The 19,347-nt window shown below is 40.7% G+C and carries 13 protein-coding genes; 4 read left to right on the top strand and 9 right to left on the bottom strand.

The window, feature by feature from the left end; all coding sequences use genetic code 11:
• Window positions 1-133: 133 nt before the first annotated feature.
• Window positions 134-1,747 (top strand): family 20 glycosylhydrolase, encoded by a 1,614-nt coding sequence (locus P162_RS10185; RefSeq protein WP_031427277.1) that lies wholly within the window; start codon window positions 134-136, stop codon window positions 1,745-1,747.
• A 351-nt stretch (window positions 1,748-2,098) separates the two neighbouring features.
• Here the strand turns inward: P162_RS10185 and P162_RS10180 are convergent, their stop codons facing one another.
• From P162_RS10180 to der, 5 genes are all read right to left on the bottom strand, one after another.
• The gene (locus P162_RS10180) at window positions 2,099-3,076 is read right to left on the bottom strand and encodes a deoxyhypusine synthase family protein (RefSeq protein WP_031427276.1); all 978 of its coding nucleotides are present in this window, start codon (window positions 3,074-3,076) and stop codon (window positions 2,099-2,101) included.
• Window positions 3,063-4,001: an agmatinase gene (speB, locus tag P162_RS10175; RefSeq protein WP_031427274.1), complete on the bottom strand. Its 939-nt coding sequence runs from the start codon at window positions 3,999-4,001 to the stop codon at window positions 3,063-3,065. The genes P162_RS10180 and speB overlap by 14 nt, the downstream gene beginning before the upstream one ends.
• Window positions 3,988-5,388 carry an arginine decarboxylase gene (locus tag P162_RS10170; RefSeq protein WP_031427273.1) on the bottom strand — a complete coding sequence of 467 codons (1,401 nt, stop codon included), beginning with the start codon at window positions 5,386-5,388 and terminating at the stop codon, window positions 3,988-3,990. The genes speB and P162_RS10170 overlap by 14 nt, the downstream gene beginning before the upstream one ends.
• 150 nt (window positions 5,389-5,538) lie before the next feature.
• On the bottom strand, window positions 5,539-8,313 hold the full coding sequence (locus tag P162_RS10165; RefSeq protein ID WP_031427271.1) for an outer membrane beta-barrel protein: 2,775 nt from the start codon (window positions 8,311-8,313) through the stop codon (window positions 5,539-5,541).
• Between the two features lie 316 nt (window positions 8,314-8,629).
• Window positions 8,630-9,934 (bottom strand): ribosome biogenesis GTPase Der, encoded by a 1,305-nt coding sequence (gene der, locus P162_RS10160; RefSeq protein WP_031427270.1) that lies wholly within the window; start codon window positions 9,932-9,934, stop codon window positions 8,630-8,632.
• 191 nt (window positions 9,935-10,125) lie between these two features.
• On the opposite strand from der, the gene P162_RS10155 reads away from it, so the two are divergent.
• Window positions 10,126-10,926: a DUF547 domain-containing protein gene (locus tag P162_RS10155; protein WP_031427269.1), complete on the top strand. Its 801-nt coding sequence runs from the start codon at window positions 10,126-10,128 to the stop codon at window positions 10,924-10,926.
• A 52-nt stretch (window positions 10,927-10,978) separates the two neighbouring features.
• Window positions 10,979-11,752, top strand: a complete 774-nt coding sequence (locus P162_RS10150; RefSeq protein WP_035917005.1) for a TIGR04283 family arsenosugar biosynthesis glycosyltransferase — start codon at window positions 10,979-10,981, stop codon at window positions 11,750-11,752.
• On the opposite strand, the gene pgl is transcribed toward P162_RS10150, so the two are convergent.
• Together pgl and zwf are read right to left on the bottom strand one after the other, a co-directional pair.
• A complete protein-coding gene (pgl, locus tag P162_RS10145) occupies window positions 11,749-12,462 on the bottom strand; it encodes a 6-phosphogluconolactonase (RefSeq protein WP_031427267.1) in 714 nt (237 codons plus the stop codon). The two genes, P162_RS10150 and pgl, sit on opposite strands and share 4 nt — an antisense overlap.
• Before the next feature lie 42 nt (window positions 12,463-12,504).
• A complete protein-coding gene (gene zwf, locus P162_RS10140) occupies window positions 12,505-14,037 on the bottom strand; it encodes a glucose-6-phosphate dehydrogenase (RefSeq protein ID WP_031427265.1) in 1,533 nt (510 codons plus the stop codon).
• Between the two features lie 199 nt (window positions 14,038-14,236).
• Between zwf and gndA the strand changes: the two genes are divergently transcribed.
• On the top strand, window positions 14,237-15,649 hold the full coding sequence (gndA, locus tag P162_RS10135; protein WP_031427263.1) for an NADP-dependent phosphogluconate dehydrogenase: 1,413 nt from the start codon (window positions 14,237-14,239) through the stop codon (window positions 15,647-15,649).
• 166 nt (window positions 15,650-15,815) lie between these two features.
• Here the strand turns inward: gndA and P162_RS10130 are convergent, their stop codons facing one another.
• On the bottom strand, window positions 15,816-17,396 hold the full coding sequence (locus tag P162_RS10130) for a carboxylesterase/lipase family protein (protein ID WP_031427262.1): 1,581 nt from the start codon (window positions 17,394-17,396) through the stop codon (window positions 15,816-15,818).
• A gap of 108 nt (window positions 17,397-17,504) precedes the next feature.
• Window positions 17,505-19,253 (bottom strand): glycoside hydrolase family 13 protein, encoded by a 1,749-nt coding sequence (locus P162_RS10125; protein WP_117434225.1) that lies wholly within the window; start codon window positions 19,251-19,253, stop codon window positions 17,505-17,507.
• Window positions 19,254-19,347 lie beyond the last annotated feature (94 nt).

Here is a 19,347-nt window from a genome sequence, read left to right as displayed (position 1 = left end):
AAGAACCCTTTCCATATGTGGTATTAAATCGATTTATTCAAAACGTCCCAAAGCAGGCAATAGAACATGGCTTTGTATTTCTTAAATAGGTCTTTTTTAAAAATATTATGCTACTTTAGTGAAAATTTACTAAATGAAACACCCACTATTTGCGTATTTAGCACTAATCTGTATTCCACTGGCTTTTTTTTCCTGCAAAGAGGAAAAGGAACCAAGAATGCTAAACCTTCCCAAAACCGATCTTGCAGCCAGGGATCTTATTCCCAAACCAGCGATGGTAAACGCGACGATGACCGCTTTTCCATTAGATCGATATACCGCGGTTTATACAACTTCAAGCGCAGAAGATTTCGAAAATGTAGGCTCATTCCTTGCTGAAAAAATAAAAGACATTACCAGACTTGACCTATCTATTAATGAAGACAAACAAGATCAGGAAAGTACTATTTATATAAAAAAATCAGATAGTATTCCCGCGGAAAATAAGGAAGGGTACCAACTGAAAATAGGAAAAGATAGTATTGTATTAAGCGCAGCAAGTGCCGAAGGTGCCTTTAGAGGCGTGCAGACCCTACGCCAACTGATTCCCTTAAAGTCAAATGATACGCTTGCTGATTATCCCATCTGGCCCATCGCTTCGGGATCAATTGAAGATGCTCCGTTTTTTGAATATCGTGGTGCCATGCTAGACGTGGCCAGGCACTTTTTTACGCTGGAGGAAGTAAAAAAATATATTGATCTACTCGTCTATTATAAATACAATGTACTGCACCTTCACCTTACTGATGATCAGGGATGGCGTATCGAGATCAAATCATGGCCCAAACTCACGGAAGTGGGCGGCATCACCGAAGTGGGCGATGAACCCGGCGGTTTTTATACCCAGGAAGACTACAAAGAAATCGTGGATTACGCGGCTAAAAATTACATGATGATCGTACCGGAAGTGGACATGCCGGGACACACAAATGCAGCCTCGGTCGCATATCCATTTTTGAACGGTAACGGCAAAACCCCAGAAATCTATAAAGGCACAAAAGTAGGTTTCAGCACTTTTGATACCAGAAAAGATACGGTTTACGCTTTTATAGATGATGTAGTAAGGGAAATTACCGCGTTGTCACCTGCTCCTTATTTTCATATTGGCGGTGATGAAAGTCACGCGACAAAAAAGGCTGATTACATTTATTTTGTAAATAAGGTTGAGAAAATTGTGCAGAAATATGACAAGCAAATGATCGGTTGGGATGAGATCGCGACTGCGGATGTGGATTCTACCTCCATCTCACAATTCTGGTCCAATGCAGAGAATGCAAGAAAGGCAGTTGACAAAAACCTGAAGATTATCATGTCCCCAGCAAATAAAGCCTACCTGGATATGAAATACGATTTAGAATCAGAATATGGCCTTAACTGGGCGGGATATGTGCCCGTGGATTCTGCTTACATCTGGAAACCGGAAGCTTACGAAAATATTCCTTTAAAAAGTGTTATGGGTATCGAAGCGCCTTTGTGGTCAGAAACTGTAAGCAATAGCAACGAACTGGAATACCTTGCTTTCCCCAGAGCCATAGGTTTTGCTGAATTGAACTGGTCAAAACCAGAAAACAGGGACTGGGAAAATTACAAAGTACGTTTGGGCAATCAGGCACCATTTTTAGAACGTATGGACGTAAACTATTATCCTTCCCCTCTGATAGATTGGAAAACTGAAAAAGAGCAGAACGAAAAGATTGAAAGAGATTAAAATATGCACTTTTCTTATTCAATGTAGGTAAAGTCATCCAGATTAATGTGCGTGCAATTTTGAATTGAAAACCCATAAAGCATCTTAAGAATTGAGGGTCTCAATAGTAATCGTTAGTATTTGCTCAGGAGCTACTTTTGATTATTTCATTGATTCCTGGCGTTTCCCTACGGGTCAGGCTTTACGCTACAATCTTTTTGTTCGTGCCTCACAAAAAGGATTTTCACTTCAATCCCTAACGCGAAATTCTTCATCAATTCATAGCGTTAAAAAGTAAAAGACCTCACAGGTTTTACATATCTGTGAGGTCTAATTATTTTAAGTAGTTCCCCTTTGGGGACCAGGGGGGGGTTACATATCCAGTATGTAAGCAAATACTAAAGGAGCCACAATGGTAGCATCACTTTCAATGATAAACTTTGGTGTATTGATATCCAGTTTTCCCCAGGTGATCTTCTCATTCGGCACTGCGCCGGAATAACTACCATAACTGGTTGTAGAGTCTGAAATTTGGCAGAAATAGCTCCAAAATGGTGTATCTGTACGCTCCATATCCTGATAAAGCATAGGTACCACACAAATAGGGAAATCTCCCGCAATACCACCACCTATCTGAAAGAAGCCAATGCCATTCTCCGAATTTTCGGTGTACCAGTCAGCAAGGAATGTCATGTATTCAATGCCGCTTTTCATGGTCGTGGCCTTAAGTTCGCCTTTCATCACGTAGGAGGCAAAAATATTTCCCATCGTACTATCTTCCCAACCTGGGCAGATTATGGGCAGGTTTTTTTCCGCGGCAGCGTACATCCAGGAATCTTTAAGATCGATCTCATAATACTCTTCAAGCACACCGCTCAAAAGCATTTTATACATAAATTCATGTGGTAAGTAACGCTCGCCCTTATCATCTGCATCTTTCCATATCTTAAAAATATGTTTTTGTAAACGACGGAAAGCTTCCTCTTCGGGAATACAAGTATCTGTAACACGGTTGAGTCCCCTTTCTAAAAGATCCCACTCCTCTTTAGGGGTAAGATCGCGGTAATTAGGTACGCGCTCGTAATGGGAATGCGCAACGAGGTTCATGATATCTTCCTCAAGATTTGCCCCTGTACAGGAAATGATCTGCACCTTATCCTGGCGAATCATTTCTGCAAAGATTTTACCCAGTTCTGCCGTACTCATCGCACCTGCCAGGGAAACCAGCATTTTTGCGCCTTTATTGAGCTGCTCCTCATATGCTTTTGCGGCATCCACTAACGCGGCTGCGTTAAAGTGTAAATAGTATTTCTCTATAAATTCAGAGATTGCTCCTTTAGTCTTTGTCATTATCTTTTAATTTTCCTAATCCTGCTTTATCTTTTGCAGCGTAAGTATTATTATAATCCTCTTCTACTTCCTGCCCCTGAAACTTATAACTAAGCATTTTGTAATACAGCTTGGCCGCAAGGAATTCTGAAGTTTTATCACCTTCAATGGGGCAAAGTTCCATCAGGTCAAAACCTACTACATTAGTCTCCTCAAATAGCCTTTTTAGGAAATCCATGGTCTCATACCAAAAAAGTCCGCCAGGTTCTGGTGTTCCCGTACCCGGAAAAATGGAAGGATCAAGCGCATCAAGATCAAAGGTGATGAACACATTTTCAGTGCAGGCATCAATCACATTATCGATCCAGTATTCATCCTGGATCATCTGATGCGCAAAAAAGGTCTTTTCTTCATCCATGACCGTTTTTTCAAGCACATCCATACTGCGTATGCCCACCTGTATGAGGTTTGTGGTCTGGCTTGCCTCGTATGCGGTGCAGGCATGGTTATATTTACTGCCGTTATATTCTTTGCGCATATCTGCATGCGCATCGATATGGATTACAGTTAGGTCTTCATAAAGTTCGCTAAACGCCCTGATCGTACCTATGGAGGCAGAATGCTCACCCCCCACAACGGTCACAAATTTGTTGCGTTTTATGTAATCCTTTACCGTGGTGTGCATGGTTTTAACCACAGCTTTGGGCGATTCCTTCTCATCAATGGAGTCTGCAAGATAAATACCCTGCTTAAAAACTTCGGTATCTGTTTCTATATCGTAGGTTTCCATGTTTCGGGAAGCCTCCAGAAGAGCCTCTGGGCCTTTGTCTGCTCCTTTTTGCCATGTGCTTGTACCGTCATAGGGCACAGGGATAAGTACGATTTTAGAAGTTTCCAATTTGGCATGCTCATCAGCAATGCCTGCATAATTTTTAGTTGTGCTCATAGCCTAATATTTTAAGCAAATCGGCTGCTTTTTGTTGCTCGTTAAACAATTCTGTGGTTATGTTACCATTTTCATCCTTATTGATAAGAATGTGCTTAGGTTGTGGGATCAGGCAGTGTTGTAAGCCGCCATAGCCGCCTATGGTTTCCTGATAGGCGCCCGTATTGAAAAAACCTATATATAAAGGCTTGTCTTTTCTGTATCTGGGCAGGTAAATAGCATTACTGTGCTGCTCACTGTTGTAATAGTCGTCACTGTCGCACGTAAGGCCGCCCAGTAACACGCGTTCATACTCATCATCCCACCGGTTGAGCGGCAACATCACAAAACGTTTGCTAATTGCCCAACTGTCTGGTAGAGTAGTGATAAATGAGGAATTGATCATGTTCCACTTTTCGCGGTCGTTTTGCTGCTTTTGATAAAGTATCTCGTACAAAGCACCCCCACTTTCACCTACGGTAAAACTCCCGAATTCCGTAAAGATATTAGGCACAGGTACTTCCTCACTTTTACAGGTAATTTTGATCTGGTTGATGATCTCATCTACCATATAGGCATAATCAAAATTAAAGGCCAGTGAATTTTTTATGGGAAAACCGCCGCCTATATTAAGGCTATCTAATGACGGACAGACTTTTTTGAGCCTTGTATAAACTTTTAAACATTTATTAAGTTCGTTCCAGTAATATGCCGTGTCACGGATACCTGTATTTATGAAGAAATGAAGCATTTTAAGCTCAACATTGTCATTATTTTTGATCTGATCTTCATAAAATGGAATGATATTTTTATACCCAATACCTAATCTTGAGGTATAGAATTCAAACTTGGGTTCTTCTTCCGAAGCGATACGAATCCCTATTTTATAATCCCCTTTAATCTCATTTGTGAGAAGTTCTACCTCTTCATGATTATCAATCACAGGGATGCAATTGCGGTGACCATTATTTATAAGGTCTGCAATATTTTTAATATAACCATTGCGCTTAAAACCATTACAGACCACAAAAGTATCATTTGTGATTTTACCACTTTTCTTTAAACTGTTTACAATATCAATATCAAAGGCTGAAGAGGTCTCAATATGAATATTGTTTTTAAGGGCCTCATCAAGAACGTGCTTAAAATGAGAGCTTTTTGTACAGTAACAATAATTGTAATTCCCCTTATAATCATGCTTTTCCATAGCATCCGCAAACCATTTTTTTGCACGCGCTATATTGTTTGAGATACTTGGAAGGTAACTGAATTTTAAAGGAGAGCCATACTTTTCTACCAGCGCCATCAGGTCGATGTCATGAAACTGTAAATGGTTGTCCTCTAATTTGAAATCTTCCTGTGGAAAGTAAAAGGTCTGATCTATGAGATCAATGTACTTCGTGTTCATCTATTTAATTAAGGCTGAAATTTAAAAAAACTATTTGAATAATCGAATTGAAAAATGTTAAGTGCATTTCCCTTAACATTTTATCATTATCAAGTATAACGGTCAAGTAAAGTTCAACATAAAATATCAAAGGCCATGATGATTTGAAAATTAATCAAACCAATTGTTTTCCCTGATCTCTCCCTGTTTCCCAAGCGTATTGAATTTATAACTGAAACTAAGCATAAAATACCGTTGCAGTACCGTGCTCTGTATATCCTGTATATAATCTTCTGTTGCCGTACGCTGCGCATTTGTATTCTGATTGAGCAGGTCATACGCCTTTAAGGCAACTGTACCTTTGTCATCCAGTACAGAATACGCCAGCGAACTGTTCCAGAAAACTGAATTTGTCTGAAAGCCGGAGGCCACATTAGGATTATTGATAAACCGAATATCATTTTCCCACTCCACCCTTTTGGGATACGACGTTGTGGTTCTTAATCGGAATTCATGACGGGTGAAATCCCTGTCTTTAAATATGTCAAGATCAAATGAATTTCTACTGAAACTTGGAGTGTAGGCTGGTCGTATATCAAGAATTTCCTTCCAGGTAAAACGAAGCTCTACTTGAGGCTCATAGGCGATGGTCCTGCTCGCGTATTGAACACCATTATTAAAATTTACAACTCTTGACGTGTTGATACCTATTGATAGATCATATTTGAGGGTTCGCGAGGTATCAATTTCTATATTCTTGCTATAGCTCGCCCGCCCATAGAGATTATAATACCCGTCTACATTAGCATAGGTTGTATTCCTAACATTGTTCTCATCTATGGTAGAACGGTTTACCACCCTGTCATTATCAAAATTAGCGTTGAAATAACTGTTGAAGCCCGTCCTGGATTGCCAGTCGAAATTGCTAATACCAAAATAGATACTATGTGAGTTTGTCGGTCTGAGGTTTGGATTACCCTGTACCGTATTCAAAGGGTCAGAAACATCTATGTAAGGAGATAACTGCCGTACGCCGGGTGCATTGTTATTAAGGCTATAACCGGAATATAAGCTCGTTTTTTTTGAAAAATTAATATTGAAACGACCGTCCAGTTCCAGGGCATTGAACTCATTTGAAAAATTGATATCGCGAAGCGCGTCGTCACTTTCTAACGTACGGAAAATATAGGCAGCACTAAAACTAAGCCGCATTTTATCGCTATTAAAGTTTAAACCTAACTCTGGCCGTGAACTACGATCTGTATTTGTGAAGTCTGTGCTCTGTGCTATATTAAATCCCGTATATTGATTGTTTGCATCCTCAAAGTCAAAGACACTCTGCCTGTCCTCCCTCTTGTCTGTATTGTAACGGTATTGCGCTCGGGCAAAAAGTTTTTTTGCTATCAGGGGAATTCTCCATTCCGCATTAAAACCAATTCCGTTCGTGGCAAGTGTACCATCTGTAAATTGGTTACGCTCTATTACCGTTAGCGTATCATCAAAGATCTGCGTATTGGATTCCAGATAGGCATTTGTCGCAGTATTGTTGATGTTATTTTGTACTTCTAACTGTGCAAAACCACCCTTGCCACCATAACGCTTAGTAAACGTAAGGCGGTTCTCGAAGTTACGTCCATTGCGATAACTAGCATTATTGACATCTGCCTGGTTAGTAAGTTCTCCATCTGCATTACGGGTACTTTGATTACTGGTGAAGTTGTTCATCCCCTCGGTGTACGTAAATTCTGGCCTTGCTTCGATAAGAAAAGTAGAGTCCACCCTAATTTCGAATCGCGTATTTAGCGCATGGCTGTCATTATTGCCCACACTACGCGAACTTGAATTTGAAAAAAAGGAACGCTCTGGAAGTGTGGTTTCCCTGCTGCGCTTCTCCTCCTGAAAATTATTTGAACCGGTATAAAAATAATCTGCGCTTACATCATTGTCCTTTCCTATAACATCCACATAATTGGCCCCAGCTGTACGTGAATTGTTTATACCATCACCACCCCCAAAACTCCTGCCATTTATATTGAAACTACCGTTGTCACTTACACTTATATAACGCGCACTACCGAACATACTTTCAATTTCCCCAAAACTAAAACCCGGCGAATTGATATTATTCCCGTTACCCAAAACACTAAGACGCCTATTATTGTCAAAATAATTAAGGATTCCGGCGTATTCAAACCGTTCATCTGTACCCAAACCACCGGCCACGCGTCCAAAAATCCCCTTGTTCTTTTCCTTGTCTATCGTGATATTAATGGTTTTGTTCTGATCGTCCCCCTCTTCCCCGGTAAATTCTTCAGATTCGGTTTTTGTATCTACAATCTGGATTTTATCTACGATTTCTTTCGTCAGGTTTCTTGTGGCCATGGTAGGATCTGAGAAAAATGGCTTACCGTTTACGAGGATTTTGTTGACCGGTTTTCCATTTATGGTGATCTGTCCCTGCTCATCTACTTCCACACCGGGCAGTTCGCGCAAAAGATCTTCCACATTGGCATCTTTTTTCGTCTTAAAAGAGGCTACATTGAATTCAAGTGTATCTTTTTTTATGGTAACGGGGGCCGCACGTGCTTTTACCACAACATCACCTAGGGCTTCTACCGCAAAACCCAGGGGGATGTCGCCTAAACTGATAGCGGTGCTTTCCTTCAAGTTGATCTTTTTTGAGTACGGGGCATAACCCACAAAAGTCACGTAAAAGTTTACGGTATCCTGATACGCTTTTCCTTCAAGGTTAAAAGCACCCGATTTATCTGTAATGGTGTAGGTGATCATACTGCTATCCTTAACAGTTTCTACCACTACCGTCGCTGCTTCTAACGGACTTTCATTTTGAGCATCAATAAGTTTACCTGTAATTTTGAATTTTTGCGCTTGAGTGGAATAAATAACGCATCCAAAAAGGATTAAAAAACAGTACTTGGATCTCATGCAGTGATTGATTTTTGATTGATACTGCAAGTACTACATTAAAAGTAAAAACTAAAAATATAGTTTTATATTTAGTTTTTTATTAACATGTTTAATCCACTTCCTAAATCATTTAAGTAGAATACTCTAACTTAAATAAATGGTGTATTCAATATTCTATTTAAAGTACAATATACACTGATATACCAGCTCTTTTATTAAAATAGCGGGTAGTATTTCAAATGATAACAGCAATGAATTGTTCTTTTTTGAAAACGTTGCTAGGATTATGCTAAACGGTCTGTTACTTTGAATTTTGATAAACGTCTGCGCGTACTTATTTTTTTCTAAAATAAACCGCAACGGGAACACCGTTAAAATCAAATTGCTCCCGTAATTTATTCTCAATAAACCTGCGGTAAGGATCTTTTACATACTGCGGCAAATTACAGAAAAATGCAAATTGTGGCTGCGGCGTGGGCAACTGCATGCAATATTTGATTTTAACATATTTTCCTTTGATCGCTGGTGGTGGTGTATGCTCTATAATAGGAAGCATCACATCGTTGAGTTCGCTGGTCTTGATACGCTTGCTCCTGTTCTCATATACCTTTATGGCCGTTTCAATAGCTTTAAAAACACGCTGTTTGCTAATGGTCGAAATAAACACAATAGGGACATCTGTAAAAGGTGCTATTTCCTCGCGTATGGACTGCTCGTATTCCTTGACGGTTTTCGTATCCTTTTCGACCAGATCCCATTTATTTATAAGGATCACAACGCCTTTGCGGTTACGCTCTGCCAGCCAGAATATATTCTGAACCTGACCATCAAATCCACGGGTGGCATCAACGACAACAAGGCAAACATCACAATGCTCAATGGCGCGGACAGACCGCATCACCGAATAAAATTCTAGATCCTCTTTTACTTTTGACTTGCGGCGTATCCCGGCCGTATCCACAAGGTTGAACTCAAAACCAAAACGTTTGTATTTTGTATCTATTGAATCCCGTGTAGTACCGGCGATATCCGTTACGATATAGCGCTCCTCCCCTATCAATGTATTTATAAATGAAGATTTCCCCGCGTTAGGTCTGCCTACAACGGCAAAACGTGGCAGGTCTGAATCTGTATCGGGTTCTTTTTCTGGCAGGGCATCTATTACCGCATCCAGCAAATCACCGGTACCACTTCCATTGATACTGGCAATGGTAAAGTAATCTCCCAGGCCCAGATTGTAAAATTCTACCGCATTCTGGGCACGCATTGCGTTATCCACTTTATTTACTACCAGGAATATAGGTTTTTTGACCCTTCGCAACAATTTTGCAACATCCTGATCCATGCCGGTAATCCCGGCCTCCACATCTACCATAAAAATGATGGCATCTGCTTCTTCAATGGCGATTTCCACCTGTTTATCAATCTGTGCCTCAAACACGTCATCGCTTCCTTTCACATAACCTCCGGTATCTATTACTGAAAATTCCCTTCCATTCCAGTCGCTTTTACCATAGTGACGATCACGGGTAACACCGCTCACAGCATCTACTATCGCTTCACGACGCTGAATCAATCGGTTAAAAAGTGTTGATTTTCCTACATTAGGTCTCCCTACAATTGCCACTATACTGCTCATATTACGTATCTTTTATTCCCTTACGGGAAGGCTGCAAAACTACGATAATAATTAATGGCACAAACCGGCTATTTATTGCTCCTTTTTAATTGATTTTGTAAGGTTTTTAATGTATTTTCAGAAAAAATATTGCAGTTCATCGTCATTTTAATCTATTTAGCCAGTACCTTTCCTATTTTAATTCCTGTTTTATGAAAGTTTATATACGATTGCTATTGCTTCTTCTGATTGCGCATAGCGCTGTTTCTTGTCACCTTCTCACCGCTGCCGGACTGGGAAGTCAGGGCCAGCCTACAAAAAAAACACCTGATAAATTGACCTCAATGACCACTAATTCTGAAGTCAACGTTGATCATAGCGGCTGGGACGCACTGCTGAAAAAGCATGTAAATGCTGCTGGCTATTTGGATTATAAAGGTTTTGAAAAAGACCGCCCTGCGCTGGATGCTTATATGAAAAAACTCTCTTCGCTTGAACCTGATAAAAATTGGTCAGTTCAAGAGTTATTAGCGTATTACATTAATCTTTATAATGTATACACGGTAGATTTGATCCTGAAGAACTATCCTTTAAAGAGTATTCAAGATATAGATGGCGCGTTTACAAAAGCGTTTATTCCCATTGGAAAACATACGTTATCATTGGGCGGACTTGAAAATGGAGTATTGCGCAAAATGAACGAGCCGCGTATTCATTTTGCCATAAACTGTGCTTCGGTTTCCTGTCCTAAACTTTCCCGGGATGCCTATACGGCCGCTAAAATTAACGAACAACTCGAGGAAGCGGTCAAAGGATTTATAAATTCGGAAAAAAATGATATCACAGCTGATAACCCGAAAATATCGGCGATTTTTAAATTTTATACGAAAGATTTTATCACCGATGAAACACCTAGCCTAAACGCATATATCAATCAATTTAGCGACACAAAAATAAATCTTGATGCTCCTATTGTTTTTAAGGAATACAACTGGTCGCTCAACGAACAATAATAAAAACGAAAGATTGAAAACCCAATGTCAATCCCTTTCGTAAATAGTACTTATGTTAAGCATTATCGTACCTGTACTCAATGAAGCCGGCACTATTAAAATCCTGCTTGATCACCTCATTACTCACTGTAATCCCGCTAATATTTCAGAAATTATTATGGTTGACGGGGGAAGCGAAGATGATACCATAGAACAGGTGGCGTACGCCGCAAATCGTTATACTGATGTCGCTATACGCGTAATATCTTCGGCAAAAGGGAGGGCGAAACAAATGAATGCGGGTGCCGCTATCGCTGTAGGAAACGTTCTTTATTTTCTGCATGCAGATTCTTTTCCACCTGCTTACTTTGATAGATTTATAGTAGAAACCGTTAAAAATGACAATTCAGCAGGGTGTTTTTGCATGCGTTTTGACAGTAAGCACTGGTGGTTGCGTTTAGTAAGTTGGTTCACCCAGTTTGACTGGCGTGCCTGCCGCGGGGGAGATCAAAGTCTCTTTATTACCAAAGTTCTTTTTGAGGAAATAGGCGGATATGATGAAACCTATATAATTTATGAGGACAATATTCTCATTGACGAACTTTACGCACGCAATACTTTTACTGTAATCCCGCACTGGTTGACTACTTCAGCACGTTTGTATGAAAGAAAAGGCGTCTGGCATGTGCAGTACCACTTCTTAAAAATATATTTTAAGAAGTGGCAGGGAGCAGATGCTAACGAATTATACGCGTATTATAATGCCCAAATTCGTCAAAATGGTAAACCGGAAGACCAAAAGTCTGCGAGAACCACTAAACCTATTACCGAACACTCAAGATATTAACTGAGGCCAGAAGCTGCATTAGCGTCTAAAAACCACTGCAGGTCACCAGACTTGGGATTTACCTTGCTTGCAGGGTATGCTTTGTAACCCGACTTTTGACCAATGATTTCTGATACTTTTTCGGTTTTGTCGTTACCCGTTACCAGGAAAGCAACCGTTTTTGCATTGTTGATTATACCGCCGGTAAGCCCTACGCGTTTTTGACCAGATTCTGGATGCGTGGCAACCGCGCAATAGGCTTTCTCATCCCAAAGGTGTATTTCACTGGGAAAAATAGAAGCTGTATGTCCATCACCGCCCATTCCCAGGATCACAAGATCAAATTGCGGTAATCCATTTGCGGAAGGAAGGTCTTTCTCAAGCACTTCACTATAGCGTTTTGCTTCTTCTTCCGAGTCATTTTCTCCCTTTATACGGAATATATTTGCTTCTGGAACATCAATTTTCGACAACAGATGATCCCTGGTCATTTTATAATTGCTCTGTTCATCTGTGGGTGGCACACAGCGCTCATCACCCCAGAAAAAATGTACGCGCGACCAGTCCACCTCCTCTTTATAATGTTCGGCCATAAAGTCAAAAACTATTTTTGGTGTGCTTCCGCCAGAAAGTGCCACCCGAAAAACATCGGTATCGTGGGCAGCATTTCTAAAATACTTTGAAAAATTCTCCGCAACTTCCTGCTTTGTATCGTTTACATGTAAATCCATTACTTGTTCTTTTTGCCGGTTTTTAGCTAAAAAATGCCGATTTTACTTAATAATTGAAAATCCTGATTCATCGGTTAGATGCTGACCTGGGTTTCTCCACCCAAAACTATCTTCAATCAAATCATCAGAATTTTTGGGACCCCAGGTTCCGGCAGGATAACCATACGTGTTAACGCTTTTATCTTTCGCCCAGTATTCAAGAATAGGATCTACAAATGCCCATGCGGCCTCAACTTCATCGGCACGCGCGTAAAGGGTGGCATCACCTTGCATCGCATCCAGCAATAAACGCTCATAAGCATCCATAACCACGGTATCCACAAGCTCAGAATAATAAAAATCAAGGTTCGCACGCTCTACGTCAAAGCCCTGTCCTGGTACTTTTACACCAAATTTGATCAAAATACCTTCATCTGGCTGAATTCTGATGATAAGTTTATTATCGGTATTGTAGCGATCTTCGTTCGTGAAAATCGCATGGTGTGGCGATTTAAAATGTATTACTACTTCGGTAACTTTAGTAGGCATACGCTTAGCGGTACGCACATAGAATGGGATATCTTTCCATCGCCAGTTGTCAACAAAAAATTTGATCGCCGCATAGGTTTCGGTTTTTGATTTTGTATCTACCCCTTCTTCCTGACGGTAGCCGTTAACTTTTTTACCATCTATAGTTGAAGAAACATATTGCCCTTTCATCGTGTTATTGAATAGGGTTTCCTTATCCTTCATAATACGCAGGGATTTTAAGGCCTTTACCTTTTCATTTCTGATTTCCTCAGCGCTTGAGTTTATGGGCGGTTCCATAACGATCAGCGATACAATTTGTAGCAGGTGACTCTGAAACATATCCCGTAGGGCTCCAGACTTATCGTAATAACCACCACGTTTTTCAACTCCTACCGTTTCGGCATTTGTAATCTCTACATGATGAATGTAGTTACGGTTCCATAACGGTTCAAAAATAGAATTTGAGAAGCGGGTTACCAGTAAGTTCTGTACCGTTTCTTTACCCAGGTAGTGGTCAATCCTGTAAATCTGGGATTCCCCAAAATATTTCTGGAGTCCGTTATTGAGCTCCTCTGCGGTTTTTAAACTATAGCCAAAAGGTTTTTCGACAATGATCCTTTTACAGCCTTTTTTCTCATCGGTAAGCCCTGCATTAGAAAGGTTCTTTGCGATTGTTTCATATAAGCTGGGCGGTGTGGAAAGGTAAAAGATGAAATTATCATCTGTGCCCGCATTTTCGTTCAGTTCTTTTATGCGTTTTGCAAGTTTTGTATAATCTGTATCATAATCATCCCCTATGTCTTCATAGTGCATTTTATCAGAAAACTTCTTGATGAAATCCTTGTCCTCCTTGCCTATTTTTTCCTGCAGGTATTTGCTCTCCTGAACCACTTTTTTACGAAAAGCGGCATCTGTCATTGCACTACGGCTGGCTCCCAGGACAACAAAATTTTCTGGGATATGTTTGTTTTTATATAGATTATAAAGCGCTGGGATAAGTTTACGAGCCGTAAGATCTCCCGAAGCTCCAAATATGATAAGCATTTGATTAATGGTCTTTTCCATAAATAATAGGTATTTTGTAAAGCTGATTTAAGGTTATTATTGGTATTTTAAGGCTAGTTTAAGTCTAAAAAAAACGTCATTTAAATCATTTCAGTTAAATTTGAATGGCATCAAAGGTAAAGTTAGAGATAATTTACCTGAGTGCGGGCTTTTCTTATAGAGAATGGCTTTTAATTTATAACAATGCTAACAAATAATTATGGAGTATAAAGATTATAATTTTGGATTAATAGGTCTTGGGGTCATGGGACAAAATTTTATTTTAAATGTCGCAGACAGTGGTTTTAGGGCTTTTGGTCAGGATCTTGATCAGGAAAAAGTAGATGCGCTAAAAAAAGCAGGTGATGATCTGGAAAAAGTAAATGCATCAACAGATGTTAAAGTATTTACGCAATCTTTAAGCACCCCACGGGTCATCATGTTATTAGTACCTGCCGGAAAAATTGTTGACACCGTTATAGATGGTTTGCTGCCGCACCTTGACAAAGGCGATTTGATTATAGATGGTGGTAATTCCTATTTTGAAGATACTGACCGTAGGGAAGCAGAATTAAAAGAAAAAGGCATCCACTTTTTTGGTGCCGGTGTTTCCGGAGGTGCAGAAGGCGCGCGTAAAGGCCCCAGCATTATGCCCGGTGGCGATAAAGAAGCCTATCAACATGTAAAACCAATTTTTGAAGCGGTTTCCGCAAAGTATGAAGGAGATCCATGTGTTGCCTATTTAGGCCCAAAATCTGCCGGAAACTATGTGAAAATGGTTCATAATGGTATTGAATATGGTATGATGCAGCTTACCTCAGAAATTTATGATCTTCTGAAAAAAGCCGGCGGACTCACAAATGAAGAGCTTCATAAAGTTTATAGCAAATGGAACGATGGAAGGTTGCAATCCTTCCTTGTTGAAATCACGGCTGAAATTTTTGCCCAGAAAGACGAAGAATCAGATGGTGATCTTATAGATAAGATTTTAGACAAAGCCAAACAAAAAGGTACCGGTAAATGGACTTCACAAAACGCCATGGACCTGGGAATCCCTATTCCTACAATTGATATCGCGGTTAGTATGCGCGAGGTTTCTGCCCTTAAGGATGAGCGTGTAGCGGCAGACAAGTTATACGATCGCCCAGAGCCTTTAGAAATGGAAAAGGAAAAACTCATCAGTATGGCAGAAGAAGCGCTGTACTTTTCCTTTATTATGGCCTATGCCCAGGGTATGAGCCAGCTGGCGGCAGCTTCTAAAGAATATGGATATGAACTGAATATGGCCACCGTCGCTAAAATATGGCGTGCCGGTTGCATCATACGTGCCGGTCTGCTTGCAGACATCGCCGATGCGTTCAAGAAAGATAATGACCTGAAAAATCTGTTATTAGCGCCATCTTTTGTACCTCAGGTTCAGGATACCATAAGTTCTGTAAGGGAAATTGTCGCATTCGCGGTAAAAAGCGGTGTTCCAGTACCTGGATTGTGTAATTCGCTCAATTATTTTGAAGCCTACACCTCTAGCCATTTACCGTTGAACTTAATACAGGCGCAGCGTGACAACTTTGGCTCACATACCTACGAACGTAAGGACAAAGAAGGAATTTTTCATACCGAATGGGGAAAATAAACCGCTAAAACGGAATAGAATTTTTGCTAAAAAACCGGTAAAAAGGATTAAATACTCCTTTTTTACCGGTTTTTTTATGCGATTTACTGATTTTAACACTACAATTCTAACCCTATTTATTAAAAAATCCAAGTTTTATAATTAGTTGACTATTGGCTAATCAAATTTAATTCTTTGAATAATACGTATCCCAGAAGCGGTAGCGATCGTCATCCTTGGCTTCTTCCGCTTGTGATTTTGTGTCAATATTCATAAGTGGGGGCGCAGCGGAATCCTTTTCGGCAGCTGGCCATTGCGGTAGGCTTTCCGCATTGGGATTGCCCGTTTTGATGAAGTTGGCAAAATAATCCTGCATTGTTTCTGAAACGCTGTAATCTTCTTCAGTCCACTGGTGTGCTTTTATATAGTGTAAATTACCAAGGGCATATTCAATCTCATTCGCATGACCTGCACCCAGGGATTTCGGCGCTAAAGAATCTGCTTCGGCCTGCGGCCTGATTTTACTGTAAAGATATCTGTAAACCGGTTGATCGCTGTTTTTACGGTGGAGGTCAAACCATTTCCATGTACTAAAAGCTATAAAACCATCTGAAATCAATGCGGTACTGGACAGCCCCACTTCTTCGGGCGTATCATGGGCATAAAGTTTTAAAACCTCATCTGCGTTTTCTGGGTAGCTTTCTTCCACACGGTTTATAAAATTTTCAGGAGTAGTTTCCTGGCCTTGCATAAACGCGGCGCCGGGAAGTTCAGCAGAATTCCATCCTACTAATAGAGGAACCTGCGCCTGTTTGCCTGCATTAAATGTTTGAGCAAGATTTTCTGTGTAAAAATGCTGATCAATAACCGTAGGGAAGCTTTTATTTTCTGCGTTTTTATAGATATCAAAAAGTTCTTCGGCATCCATCGCACGCAAATTTGCAAGGGAAACATTTCCCATAGCTTTCACAAAAGTGGAACCGTTAGTTTCCGCCTTATTTAGGGAAACAGGTGCTAACGTGGGATTTATTGCCGCACCGCTCTCCCCTATTGCTCCCGCGATCATGTCCCTTGAAAGTGGCGAAGCCATAAGGCTGCTTACCGAAATAGATCCCGCAGATTCACCAGCAACCGTGATCTGGTCTGGATTTCCCCCGAAGGCTGCGATATTGTTTTTTACCCATTTTAAGGCTGCGACCTGATCCAGTAACCCATAATTTCCGGAAGCGTTGTATGCTGATTCGGCGCTCAGTTCGGGCGATGCTAAAAACCCAAAAATATTTAAACGGTAATTGATCGTGACCACGACCATGCCTTTTTGCGCCATGCTTGAACCGTCATAACGTAACTCAGAACCGTCACCAGCATTAAAACCACCGCCGTGTATGTAAAAAAGAACGGGAAGTTTCTTTCCTGAAGCGTTTGCAGGAGCCCAGATATTGAGATAGAGGCAATCCTCACTCATTTTTTGGGACCTGTAGATTAAGTCATCCCACAGGCGCTCTTGCATGGGACGATCTCCAAAGGTTTTTGCATCACGCGTTCCCGTCCAGTTTTCAACAGGTTGGGGTGCCTTCCAGCGCAAATCGCCCACCGGAGGGGATGCATAGGGAATACCATAATACATATTTAGCTTCGTATCTGGCGCGTAAATACCTTCTAAGTTACCGTTTTGCGTGGATACGCGGGCATACTTGGGTAAATCTTCTTTTGTGGTTTTGCATGAAACAAAAACCAAGGTGATTAAAATTGAAAAAATTAATTTCATTGTTAGATTAGGTTGGAAAAATTGGTTATTTATATCAAAAATCGGCTTAATTTAGGTATAGATTAAGCATTATTCATCTTTTAAATTAGCGAATAACATTATATCTATTTAGTTTTCAACTTCAACAATCATCGCCTGATAGGGCTTCAATTCAACCCTATTTTCATTTATCTGAAAATCTGGATAATTATTGATATGCACTCCTTCCATTTTTAATTCAGCATCCAATTTTATAGTGGAATTGCCATCTGAAAAATTGAGAAGTACGAGCATTTTCTTATCTCCCAGAGTACGTGTGTACGCATAAATGGTAGGATTTTCTGCCTGAATCAGGGTATAATCGCCATAAACCAGTACTTTATTGGCTTTTCGCAGTGCGGTCATTTTCATAAAATGGTTTAAGGTAGAATTAGGATCGTCGCGTTCCACCGTCACATTTACTTCTTTATAATTTTCATTGACTGGCAACCAGGGATTTCCCACCGTAAAACCGGCATGTGCCGAAGCATCCCACTGCATGGGCGTGCGGCCATTGTCACGCGAGAGCAGGTTGAGTTCTTTCATGAATTGCTCCATATCCTTACCTTCAGCTTTGGCTTTTTTATACCCGTTTATAGCCGAAATATCTTGATATTGGTCAATTTCCTGAAAATCAATATTGGTCATCCCCAGTTCGTCACCATAATAACAGTAGGGCGTTCCTCGCATACTCAATAAAAAAGTATTCAGCATTTTTGCTGAGGCAGCCCTAAATTCTGGGCGGTCATCACCAAATTTTGAAACCATGCGTGGCACATCGTGATTCGCCAGAAAAATAGAAAGCCAGCCTTTTTTCGCAAATGCGCTATCCCATTTAGAATACACTTCCTTGAATTCCGAAAGGTCATAACCTTCCAAACTGTTGCCCACATCCATACCCTGAAAATGATAGGCGAGCTGGAGTTCAGCGCGATCAGCGTCCACAAGATCGTGGGCATCTTCAAAGGTACTGCCCACACCTTCAGAAACGGCAAAAACATCATATTTGCTCAGCACCTCCTCATTCATTTCGCGCAGGTATTCATGCAGGTTTGGCCCCATACCATAATACTTGATCACATCCTTTTCATAACCTTCGGGAAGGGCGGGAAAGATGGTGTCTTTTGAAACATACTGAAACGCATCAAGCCGAAAACCATTAACACCCTTTTTTGCCCAGAATTTCATGATATCATAAACCTCCTGGCGCACTTTTGGGTTTTCCCAGTTGAGATCTGGCTGCTCCTGGGCAAAATAGTGCAGGTAGTACGCGTCTGTAAGGCTATCGTATTTCCACGCCTCGCCCTTTTCATCAAATAAGCTGTAGCGGTTGTTGGGTTTTCCTTTTTCTGCCGGCCACCAGTGGTAGTAATCGCGGTATTTATTATCGCGTGAACTGCGTGCTTGTTGAAACCACTCATGCTGGTCGCTGCTGTGGTTTACAACCACATCAAGCACAAACTTGATATCGCGGGCATGTAGCCCGGCGAGCAGTTTATCAAAATCTTCCATACTGCCAAATTCAGACTGAATGACGCGGTAATCGCTCACATCATAACCGTTATCTACATTGGGAGATTTAAAAAACGGGTTCATCCACACCATGGTCACACCCAGACTGTCTATATAATCCAGTTTCTCGATCACCCCTGGAATATCGCCTACCCCATCGCCATCAGTATCTTTAAAACTGCGTGGATAAATCTGGTAGATAATACCTTCCTTCCACCATTTTTGATCCATGGTATCGGGAATCTGGGCCTGGGGTTCCATTTTTGGTTCGGTTTTACAGGATGCAAGCAAAAATAAGACGAAGATAAAAAGTAGTAGTTTTTTCATAGTTTTAAACCGTTTTTTAGGCATTTTAAGCTGATTTTTCGCCTCTGGCGGAACTATTTCCATTCACGCCCACACCCTATTTCCAACAATAAAT

The sequence above is a fragment of the Flavimarina sp. Hel_I_48 genome (assembly GCF_000733945.1).
Lineage (GTDB): Bacteria > Bacteroidota > Bacteroidia > Flavobacteriales > Flavobacteriaceae > Leeuwenhoekiella.
Note: the sequence above shows the minus strand (reverse complement) of the source record. Positions and strands in the feature narration are given on the sequence as shown.